Annotated in this window: 5 protein-coding genes and 1 pseudogene; 4 read left to right on the forward strand and 2 right to left on the reverse strand. The window is 73.9% G+C overall.

Going from position 1 to position 6,351, the window contains the following annotated elements; all coding sequences use genetic code 11:
- Positions 1-2,277: Tex family protein (locus ABD437_RS38860; RefSeq protein WP_344654001.1), on the reverse strand; the 2,277-nt coding region annotated here is incomplete at its 3' end.
- Between the two features lie 205 nt (positions 2,278-2,482).
- On the opposite strand from ABD437_RS38860, the gene ABD437_RS38865 reads away from it, so the two are divergent.
- The 4 genes from ABD437_RS38865 to ABD437_RS38880 all read left to right on the forward strand — a co-directional run bounded on the left by ABD437_RS38865 (position 2,483) and on the right by ABD437_RS38880 (position 6,075).
- Positions 2,483-2,902 carry a DNA-binding protein gene (locus tag ABD437_RS38865; RefSeq protein WP_344653986.1) on the forward strand — a complete coding sequence of 140 codons (420 nt, stop codon included), beginning with the start codon at positions 2,483-2,485 and terminating at the stop codon, positions 2,900-2,902.
- A gap of 80 nt (positions 2,903-2,982) precedes the next feature.
- Positions 2,983-3,714 (forward strand): DUF4142 domain-containing protein, encoded by a 732-nt coding sequence (locus ABD437_RS38870; RefSeq protein WP_344653987.1) that lies wholly within the window; start codon positions 2,983-2,985, stop codon positions 3,712-3,714.
- A 76-nt stretch (positions 3,715-3,790) separates the two neighbouring features.
- Positions 3,791-5,059: an MFS transporter gene (locus ABD437_RS38875; protein WP_344653988.1), complete on the forward strand. Its 1,269-nt coding sequence runs from the start codon at positions 3,791-3,793 to the stop codon at positions 5,057-5,059.
- On the forward strand, positions 5,056-6,075 hold the full coding sequence (locus ABD437_RS38880; protein WP_344653989.1) for a ketopantoate reductase family protein: 1,020 nt from the start codon (positions 5,056-5,058) through the stop codon (positions 6,073-6,075). Before ABD437_RS38875 ends, ABD437_RS38880 begins: the two co-directional genes overlap by 4 nt.
- Before the next feature lie 84 nt (positions 6,076-6,159).
- Here the strand turns inward: ABD437_RS38880 and ABD437_RS38885 are convergent.
- Positions 6,160-6,351 (reverse strand): annotated as a pseudogene (locus tag ABD437_RS38885) (sigma-70 family RNA polymerase sigma factor); the annotation flags it as partial.

Consider the following 6,351-nt stretch of genomic DNA (forward strand, 5'->3'; position numbering starts at 1 on the left):
GCCTCGGCCGGCGGCGGCCTGGCCGGGACCGCCGCGGCCGCGGGCGCCGGGCTGGGGGCGGGTGCCTCGGGCGGAAGCGCCGGCCTCGTCGTCCAGGCGCAGCGTCAGCGAGATGCGCTTGCGTGGCACGTCGACGTCGAGGACCTTCACGCGGACGATGTCGCCGGGCTTCACCACGTCGCGGGGGTCGTTGACGAAGGTCTTGGACATCGCCGACACGTGGACCAGGCCGTCCTGGTGAACGCCCACGTCGACGAAGGCGCCGAACGCGGCCACGTTGGTGACGACGCCTTCGAGCACCAGGCCCGGGCTCAGGTCGGAGAGGGTTTCGATGCCCTCGGTGAACGTCGCGGTCTTGAACTCCGGACGGGGGTCGCGGCCGGGTTTCTCCAGCTCGGCGAGGATGTCGGTGACGGTGGGCAGACCGAACCGCTCGTCGACGAAGTCAGTGGGCTTCAAGGCCCGCAGGGTGGTGGTGTTGCCGAGGAGGCCGCTGACGTCGCTGCCGGTGGTCTCGACGATGCGGCGCACGACCGGGTAGGCCTCGGGGTGCACGCTGGTGGAGTCGAGCGGGTCGGCGCCGCCGGGGATGCGGAGGAAGCCCGCGCACTGTTCGAACGCCTTCGGGCCCAGGCGCGGCACCGCGGACAGGCCGGCGCGGGAACGGAACGGGCCGTTGGCGTCGCGGTGGACCACGATGTTCTCGGCCAGGCCGGTCGTGATGCCAGACACCCTCGCCAGCAGGGGCACCGACGCGGTGTTCAGGTCGACACCGACCGCGTTCACGCAGTCCTCGACGACCGCGTCGAGCGACTTCGAGAGCTTCAGCTCGGACAGGTCGTGCTGGTACTGGCCGACCCCGATCGACTTCGGGTCGATCTTCACCAGCTCGGCCAGCGGGTCCTGGAGGCGGCGGGCGATCGAGACCGCGCCGCGCAGGGACACGTCGAGCCCGGGCAGCTCCGCGGAGGCGTACGCGGACGCCGAGTACACCGACGCGCCGGCTTCGGAGACCACGACCTTGGTCAGCGTCAGCTCGGGGTGCTTGGCGATGAGCTCGGCGGCCAGCTTGTCGGTCTCGCGCGACGCGGTGCCGTTGCCGATCGCGATCAGCTCGACGCCGTGGGCCGCGGCCAGCCGGGCCAGCGTCGCGATCGACTCGTCCCACCGGCGGCGCGGCTCGTGCGGGTAGATCGTGTCGGTGGCGGTGACCTTGCCGGTGCCGTCGACGACCGCGACCTTCACGCCGGTACGCAGGCCCGGGTCGAGCCCCATCGTCGCGCGGGTGCCCGCGGGTGCGGCCAGCAGCAGATCACGCAGGTTGCCGGCGAACACGGTGACCGCGTCGTCCTCGGCGGACTGGCGCAGGCGCAGCCGCAGGTCGATGCCGAGGCGCACCAGGATGCGGGTGCGCCACGCCCAGCGGACGCAGTCGATCAGCCACCGGTCGGCCGGGCGCCCGGCGTCGCGGATGCCGAAGCGGGCGGCGATGCGTACCTCGTAGTCGCTCGCGCCGGTGGGCGGCGGTGCGTCGTCGGGAAGCGGTGCCTCGGACGCGAAATCGAGGTCGAGCACCTCCTCCTTCTCGCCGCGGAACAGCGCCAGGATGCGGTGCGACGGGAGGCGCGTGTAGGGCTCGGAGAACGCGAAGTAGTCGGCGAACTTGGCGCCGGCCTCCTCCTTGCCCTCCCGGACCCGCGACGCGACGTGCCCGCGCTCCCACATGCGCTCACGCAGCTCGCCGATGAGGTCGGCGTCCTCGCCGAAGCGCTCGACGAGGATCGAGCGGGCACCGTCGAGCGCGGCCGCGACGTCGGCGACGTTCTTCTCCGCGTCGACGTACCCGGCGGCGAGTTCCTGCGGGTCGTTCGAGGGCTCGGCCAGCAGCGTGTCGGCCAGCGGCTCGAGGCCCGCCTCGCGCGCGATCTGCGCCTTGGTGCGGCGCTTCGGCTTGTAGGGGGCGTAGATGTCTTCCAGGCGGGCCTTCGAGTCGGCCGCCTGGATGCGCTCGAGCAACGCGTCGTCGAGCTTGCCCTGACCGCGGATCGACTCGACGATCGCGCCGCGCCGCTCCTCGAGCTCACGCAGGTAACCCAGGCGCTCCTCGAGCGTGCGCAGCTGGGCGTCGTCGAGAGCGCCGGTCTGTTCCTTGCGGTACCGGGCGATGAACGGCACCGTCGAGCCACCGTCGAGAAGGCCGACCGCGGCATCGACCTGCCGTTCCGCGACACCGAGCTCGTCGGCGATGCGCCGACCGATCGACGCCGCTCCGGTCAGCCCGACACCGGCCGGGCCCGACTCGCGTGCCCCCACCGATTCTGTTCCCACGCAGCTCCGCCTTCTCCTCTGCGCCGACTGGTCAGCCGGCTCGGTTCCGTTCTCCGTGCGAAACCGTAGCGTCCGCCGCCCGGCGGCGCGCGCGTCGTCCACAGGTTCGAATATTCAACGTACCGTTGACAACGAGATGTGTAGACTGGAGCGCATGGCTGACGCATTCACCCCGCCGAGCGCGAGCCGGGCTCGCGCCGAACGCACGTACACCGCCCTGTTCCGCCTGGCCGAACGGCACGCGGCCACCGACGCCGACCGGGCCCGCCAGGTCAACGGCGCGGTGCTCGGGCCGCACGAGGCGGTGCGGCTGGTCGCCTTCCTGGCCGGCGGTTCGGCGGCGTACCGGGAGGACGAACCTCCGGTCGACGTCGACGACCTCACCGCCGCGCTCACGCTGATCCCACTGGTGCGCGCCGAACTCGACGAGTTGGAGCTCAGCGTGCTGAGCATGGCGCGAGGGCGCGGGATGACCTGGGCCGACATCGCGTTCGGCCTCGGGCTCGGCAGTGCGCAGGCCGCATCCCAGCGTCACGACCGCCTCGCCGCGCGCAGCACCGACACCGCGGACTGACCAGCGCCGGAACGGCTCCGTTAAGACGCGCATGGGCGGGCACCCCTTTTCCGACATAAATGCCGAAAGGGGACCTCACCATGCGACGCATCATCGCCGCGCTCACGTTCGCCGGGCTGATCGGTGGCGGGGTGGCGGCCGTCGGGGCGACCGACGCCGGGCTGAACGCGCAGGACCGGCTGTTCCTCCGCTCCGCGCACCAGGGCCACCTGGCCGAGATCAGCGGCGCGCGGATCGCGCGGCAGCGGTCCACCACCACCAGCGTGCGCGACCTCGCCGCCCGCTGGATCGCCGACCACACCGCGCTCGACCTGCGGCTCTCCCAGGCCGCGGTCGCGCTCGACGTCGTGCTCCCGGCCGCGCCGGACGCCGCGCAGGAGGCGGTCGAGGCGCGGTACCGGGCCGCCGCCGTCGCCGAGTTCGACGAGCTCTGGGTGAGTACGCAGATCACCGCGCACCACCGGGCGAGCGCGCTGGTGGAGGCCGAGCTCCGCGCGGGTTCCTCGGCCGCGGTGAAGACCCTCGCGCGTGAACTGCGCCCGGTGGTCGCCGCCCACCACCGGCTGCTCGCCGCGGCCGCCCCCGCCGCCGGGGTGGTGGTGCCGGCCGAGGAGAACGCGCCGCCGCCCGGTGCGGTGCGCACGGCGATACCGACGCCGCGCTCGGCGCCGCCGCCCGGGTGGCGGGTCACCGAGTCGCCCGGGACGCCGGGCTGGACACGCCCCTCGGCGGACACGACCGGGGCGACGCTGTCGCCGATCCCCATCCCGGGCGGACCCGGGCCGTCGCTCACCGTCGGAGCCGGTGGCTGACCCGTTCGTCACAGTTGGTGGAGCCAACCAGGCCCCCCGCCGGTGACCGTCGCCGCGGCTGACGGACAGTGGTGCAGTGGCGCGGACGGACGGCGGGACGGCGAGCCGGGCTCCGCGCCTGCGTGCGGCGTTCGCCGGCACCCGCGCGCTCCGTGTGCCCGCGTTCCGGGCGCTGTTCGCCGCGCAGATCGTCTCCGGGGTGGGTACCTGGTCGCAGAACCTGGCGACCTCGCTGCTGGTGCTGCACCTGACCGGCAGCGCGGCCGCGCTCGGGCTCGTGACCGCGATCCAGTTCGCGCCGATGCTCGTGCTCTGGCCGGTCACCGGGCGCGTCCTGGACCGGTTCGACGTCCGCCGCGTGCTGCTCACGACCGGGGTGGCCGGTGGGGTGACCGCGCTCGGGCTGGCCGCGCTCGCCGCGACCGGACACGCTCCGCTCTGGGCCGTGATGGTCGCGGTCGGCCTGTTCGGGGTGGCCGGCGCGTTCGACCGGCCCGGCGTCTACACGCTGCTGCCCCGCACCGTCGACGAGGACCACCGGCCCAGTGCGATCGGCCTGGTCACCGCCAGCAACGCGGTCGCGCGGCTCGGCGGTCCCGCGCTCGCCGGGCTGCTGTACGCCACGGTCGGGCCGGCGGCGTGTTTCGGGTTCAACGCCGTCTCGTACGTCCTGGTCGTCGTCGCCCTCGCGCTGCTCCCCCGCCTCCGCGCCACCGCCGCCGACGGACCGGCCACCGCACCCGCGGAGAGCAGCGGGGAGCCGACGAGACCCGGCGGCGGTCTGGGGCTCGGGTACGCGTGGCGGAGCCCGGACCTGCGTTCCGCACTGCTGGCCAACGCCCTCATCGGCTGTCTCACCTTCAACTTCGGGGTGATGCTCGCGGCGATGGTCACGTTCACCTACGACGGCGGCTCCGGCACCGTCGGGCTGGCGTACTCCACCGACGCGGTCGGCGCGGTGCTCGGCGGCCTGTTCGGCGTGGGAGCGGTGGTCACCCGGCGACGCACGGCCCTGGCCTGCGTCGGCCTCGGCGCGACGATCGTCGCCGCGGGCGCCGCCCCGACCCTCGTCCTGTTCCTCGCGGTCCTGCCGGTGATGGGTATGGCGATCACGCTCTACCAGTCCTCGGTCACCGCGCTGGTGCAGCAGTCCTCCGCTCCGGCGATGCTCGGCCGGATGATGACGCTGCTGACGCTGGGCTGGTTCGGGACGACACCGATCGGGGCACTGCTGATCGGCTGGATCGCCGACGCGCTGTCCCCGCGGGCGGCGATGGTCGTCGCCGGCACCACGTGTTTAGTCTGCGCTGCCGCGTTGGCTCTGCGAAAGGAACGCGAACCGTGACCCGTTACGTCCTGATCGGGGCCGGAGCGATCGGCGCCCCCGTCGCCGCCCAGCTCCACGAGAGCGGCGCCGACGTCGTGCTCGTCGCCCGCGGCGCGCACGCCCGCGCGATCCGCGAGCACGGGCTCACCTACGCCCGCCCCGACGGCGACCGCCAGGTCCGGCTACCGGTCGTCGAGTCCGCCGCCGAGCTCGAGCTCCGGACCGGCGACGTGCTCGTCGTCGCCACCAAGACCCAGGCCACCGAGGACGTCCTGCAGGAGTGGGCCTGGCGGCCGGTGACCGGCGCCACCACGGCCGCCGAGACGTTGCCGCTGATCAGCCTGCAGAACGGGCTGGAGAACGAGCGGGCGGCGCTGCGCCGGTTCGCCCGGGTGTCGGGCGCCTCGGTGTGGATGCCGAGCAGCTACCTGCGCCCGGGAGAGGTCGTGGCGCCGGGGCAGCCCCAGGTCGGCACGTTCTGGCTCGGCCGGTACCCGGGCGGCCTCGATCCCGACGCCGACCAGTGGGCCGACGACCTGCGCCGAGCCGACTTCGTCGTCCGTCTCGTCGAGGACCTGCCGCGCTGGAAGGCCGGGAAGCTGCTGGCCAACCTCGGGAACGCCGCGGACGCGCTGTTCCCCGACGACGACCGCGCCGGTGCGCTGAACCACGCGCTGCGTGCGGAGGCTCGGCGGGTACTGGCGGCGGCCGGGCTCGACCCCGCCGACTCCCGCGACGACCCGGAGGTCGATCTGAGCGCCTTCGGGCTCGCCCCGGCGTTGCTCGACCGGTACGGCGGCAGCTCCACCCGGCAGAGCCTGAGCCGCGCGTCCGGCGACACCGAGGCCGACTTCCTCAACGGCGAGATCGTGCTGCTGGGCCGTCTGCACGGCGTCCCGACGCCGTTGAACGCGCGGATCCAGGCCGCGGTGGCGTCGGTCGCGCGCGACGGCGTCCCGCCCGGCGGCGTCGGCAACGATCTTCTGGACGCCCTGCTGAGCGACGCCGCACAGCAGGGAGCCCCCACCGGGTGAGGTGGGGGCTCCCGGACGCGGCCCGCGGGATAGGCGCGCGTCACCGACCGAATGGGTCGGTAGTCGAAGCGGTGCGGCGCGGGGTCAGCCGGCGGCGCGCAGCGGAGTGCCGAGCGGCGTGGTGTGCGTGAGGCGGCTGTGCAGGTTGCCGCGGGCGGCCACGTCGTTGTAGTAGGTGTGGCGGCGCCGCGCGATGCACCCGTCCTGGCGCGCGTGGGTCGGCAGCTGCTCGGGGTCGAGCTGGGAGTTGATGCCGTCGCGGAGCAGGGTGAGTGC

It is taken from the genome of Cryptosporangium japonicum, from assembly GCF_039524755.1.
Taxonomy (GTDB): domain Bacteria; phylum Actinomycetota; class Actinomycetes; order Mycobacteriales; family Cryptosporangiaceae; genus Cryptosporangium; species Cryptosporangium japonicum.

Coding starts and splice junctions, on each gene's coding strand:
- ABD437_RS38865 (WP_344653986.1), top strand. CDS start 2,483: ATGGCTGACGCATTCACCCCGCCGAGCGCGAGCCGGGCTCGCGCCGAA.
- ABD437_RS38870 (WP_344653987.1), top strand. CDS start 2,983: ATGCGACGCATCATCGCCGCGCTCACGTTCGCCGGGCTGATCGGTGGC.